Below are 3,449 nucleotides of genomic sequence, written 5' to 3'. Positions count from 1 at the left end.
GGACTGCGCGCGGCCCTGCACGGCGGCCGGGAGCGGTCGGAGGGGCTCAGGTGGCGTGGACTGCGCGAACGGCTGCTCGCCCGGCACCCGGCGGTGACCACCCGGCTCGCCGGTCTCGACGACGACCGGGGCGTGCTGGCCCTGCCCGTGGGGCAGGTGCTCGGTGCCGGCCTGTTCACCGCGGTGGCCCTGACCAACGCCCAGCTCCTGGTCGACGTGCTGTTCGACGCCGGCCTCCTCGACCGTCCCGAGGCGGGCGAGGTGCCGTGGGTGGCCCTGTCGATCGTGGCGGTCGCCGCGGTTCCCGTGGCGATCTTCCTGGCGCTCGGCGTCTGGCGCGACACCCGTGCGCGACGCCTCGCCGGTCGGCCGGCCCGGCCCGCGCCGGTCGGCGCGGTGTTCGGTGTGGGCCTGCTCGCCGGCATGTTCCTCGCCCCGTACTCCGCCCTCTTCTACCGCCGGGCTCCCACCGGCCCTCCACCGGTGACCGGCCTGCTGGTGTGCGTCGTCGGTGCGGTGCTGCTGTGCTGGTGGCTCAGCGCGCTGGTGGGCCGGTCGGTGCCGGCCGGTCGGGCGCGTACGGTGCTGCTCCCGGCCGCCACGACGGTGGGCGTCGCCCTGCTCCTGCTGGTGTGGGAGACGACCGGCTGGCTGATCGGCCAGCAGTTCTCCTGCGAGTTCTCGCCGTCCGGCTGCGGGCCGTCGGCGGCGCCGCGCATTGTGCTCAGCCTGTTCGCCGAGCCCTGGGCGTTCGTGCCGCTGGCGCTGGCCACGGTCACCCTGCTGCTGGTGGCGCTGCGCCGGCACGGCACCGCCGCTGTCGGCGAGTGGTGGGCGGTGGCCGTGGTCGGGTCCGGGCTGGGGCTGGTCCTGGTGCTGCCCCGGCTGCCGTTCGCCGACGCCCTGTCGCTCGGCGTCTGGGAGTCCGTGCACCGGCCCCTCGCCGGGGTCGACCTGGCGCTGACCCTCCAGGCGGCGCTGCTGGTGGCCGTCGCGTTGGCGGCGCTGCTTCCCCGCGAGGTGGCCGGGCCGGGGGCCGCCGCGAGCGCCCTGCTGCTGCTCGCCACGGGGCTCGCGGTCTGGGTGGCCGGACGGGTCGACGACGTGGTCGTCCTGCGGTTCGAGGAGTACCGGTACGTCGTCGGGCTGCACCTCGGTGCGGCGTACGTGGTCGTCCTGCTGGCCGTCCTCGCGGTGCTGGTGGGTCGCGCCGGTCTGGGACGGCGCCGCCGGCACCGGGAGACCGACGAGGCCGTGCCACCGGCACCCCGAGCGCCGGAGCCCGGTGGTCAGCCGGCGGACGGCACCGTCGTCGGGTAGCCGTACAGGTCGAGCAGGCGGCCCCGGGCGGCGTGCAGCCGGTCCACCACGACGCTCATGAACCGGGTGGTGAGCTGCCGGCCGAGCGCGTCGTCGGACTCCATCAGGCGGCGAACCCCGGCGGCGGTGAACTCCACCGCCGTGCTGCGCTGCGCCGCGACGGCACCGAACTGCCACCGGTACGGCGGGAAGAGCCAGGACCAGCCCAGCACCCCGCCCGGACCGATCATCTCGATCTCCACGTCGCCCCGGCCCGGCACCGCGAAGTCCAGCGCCACCTGCCCCTGCCGTACCAGCCAGAACCGCTCCGCCGGCTGGTCGGCGCGGAACAGCCGGTGCCCGGGGTGCCACACCACCGGTCGCGCGTACCCGGCCAGGCGGGGCAGCCACGGTTCGGGCAGCCCGTCCAGGAACGGGTGCGCGCGCAACACGTCGAGGGTGGTCATGGCGGCTCCTCCCGGTGGGCACGTCCCGCTCCATCCGACCGCCTCCGAGGGTTTTCCGGCAGGGCCGTTGGTCCCGCAACGTGCGGGCGCTCCGCCCCTGCCCGCCGGCGCCAGACCGGGCGAGGCTGGACCGGGACGGTGTGCCGGGGTGGCACGCCGCGGGCGGGACGGAGGATCACGGGTGGGACGACCGGGTCAGCTGGCGGCGGCGTACCGGACGACGGCCGGGACCACCACCGGAGCGCCGGCGGCGCCGACCGGCCTGACCTCGGCGGAGGCCGCCGCCCGCCTGCGGTCGGACGGACCGAACGCGACGGTCGCGCCGCCCCGCCGGCATCTCGGCTCCCGGGTCCTGCGGCAGCTCACCGACCCGCTCGTCGCCCTGCTGCTGGCCGCCGCCGTGGTGACCACGGCGCTGCGGGACTACCCGGACACCGCCGTGATCCTGCTGGTCGTGCTCGTCAACACCGCCATCGGCGTCGTGCAGGAGGTCCGCGCCGACCGGGCGATCGCCGCGCTGGACCGGCTCGCCGCGCCCACCGCCCGGGTGGTGCGGGACGGGCACGACGTCGTCCTGCCCGCCGCCGAACTGGTCCGGGGCGACCTGGTCCGGATCGAGGCCGGCGACGTGGTGCCCGCGGACCTGCTGCTCACCGACACCGCCCGGCTGGCCGTCGACGAGTCGGCGCTGACCGGTGAGTCGGTGCCGGTGCGGCGGTCCACCGGCGAGGAGGCCGACGCCGGAACCGTGGTGACCACCGGGCGGGCCACCGGGACGGTCGTCCGGACCGGCGCGGCGAGCGCGCTGGGCCGGATCACCGCCCTGGTGACGGCGACCCGCCCCGCCGCCACCCCGCTGCAACGCCGCCTGACCGGCCTCGGCCGGATGCTCGGCCTGGCCGCCGTGGTGCTCTCCGGCCTGGTGTTCCTGATCGGGGTGCTGAGCGGGCGAGCGGTGGTGGACATGGCGGTCACCGCCGTCAGCCTGGTGGTGGCTGCCGTACCGGAGTCCCTGCCGGCGGTGGTCACGCTCGCCCTGGCGCTCGGGGCCCGCCGGATGGCCCGGGCCCGGGCCATCCCGCGCCGGCTGCACGCGGTGGAGACGCTGGGTTCGGTCACCGTGATCGCCTCGGACAAGACCGGGACGCTCACCGAGGGACGCATGGCGGTGCAGGCCGCGGTCACCGGCGGCGGCTCCCGGTACGCGGTCACCGGCACCGGCTACGCCCCGCACGGCGCGGTGCACCACGGCGGGGAGCGGGTGGACGTACCGGACGACTTGCGCCGGCTGGCCCGCGCGGGCCTGCTCTGCAACGACGCGACACTCGCGCCACCAACCGACGAACGACCCGAGTGGACGGCGGTCGGGGACCCTCTGGAGGCGGCCCTGGTCGCCTTCGCCGCCCGGTGCGGCCTCGACCCGGAGAACACCCGCGCCGCCTGGCCCCGGATCGCCGAGCACCCGTTCGACGCCGACCTGCGCCGGATGACCACCGTGCACCGCTCCTGCGACCGCCGGTACCTGGTGGTGTGCAAGGGCGCGCCGGAGGCCGTCCTGGTTCCGCCCCTGGTCGACGCGACCGCCGGGGAGGTCGCGGAGCTGACCGCCGCCGCGCACCGGCTCGCCGCCGAGGGGCTGCGCGTCCTCGCCGTCGCCTCCGCCGTCCTGGACGCCCCACCGGC

Annotated in this window: 3 protein-coding genes; 2 read left to right on the top strand and 1 reads right to left on the bottom strand. The window is 76.9% G+C overall.

Going from position 1 to position 3,449, the window contains the following annotated elements; all coding sequences use genetic code 11:
• A partial coding sequence (locus tag AB0I76_RS25530) for a hypothetical protein (RefSeq protein WP_357040326.1) occupies positions 1–1,320 on the top strand: 1,320 nt, incomplete at its 5' end.
• Here AB0I76_RS25530 and AB0I76_RS25525 read toward each other — a convergent pair.
• Positions 1,290–1,766 (bottom strand): cyclic nucleotide-binding domain-containing protein, encoded by a 477-nt coding sequence (locus AB0I76_RS25525; protein WP_357040323.1) that lies wholly within the window; start codon positions 1,764–1,766, stop codon positions 1,290–1,292. The genes AB0I76_RS25530 and AB0I76_RS25525 overlap by 31 nt on opposite strands.
• A gap of 181 nt (positions 1,767–1,947) precedes the next feature.
• Here AB0I76_RS25525 and AB0I76_RS25520 point away from each other — a divergent pair.
• On the top strand, positions 1,948–3,449 hold a 1,502-nt coding region (locus tag AB0I76_RS25520), incomplete at its 3' end, for an HAD-IC family P-type ATPase (RefSeq protein ID WP_357040320.1).

Source organism: Micromonospora sp. NPDC049799, assembly GCF_040656655.1.
Lineage (GTDB): Bacteria > Actinomycetota > Actinomycetes > Mycobacteriales > Micromonosporaceae > Micromonospora.
This window is presented reverse-complemented; position numbering and strand designations above follow the sequence as displayed.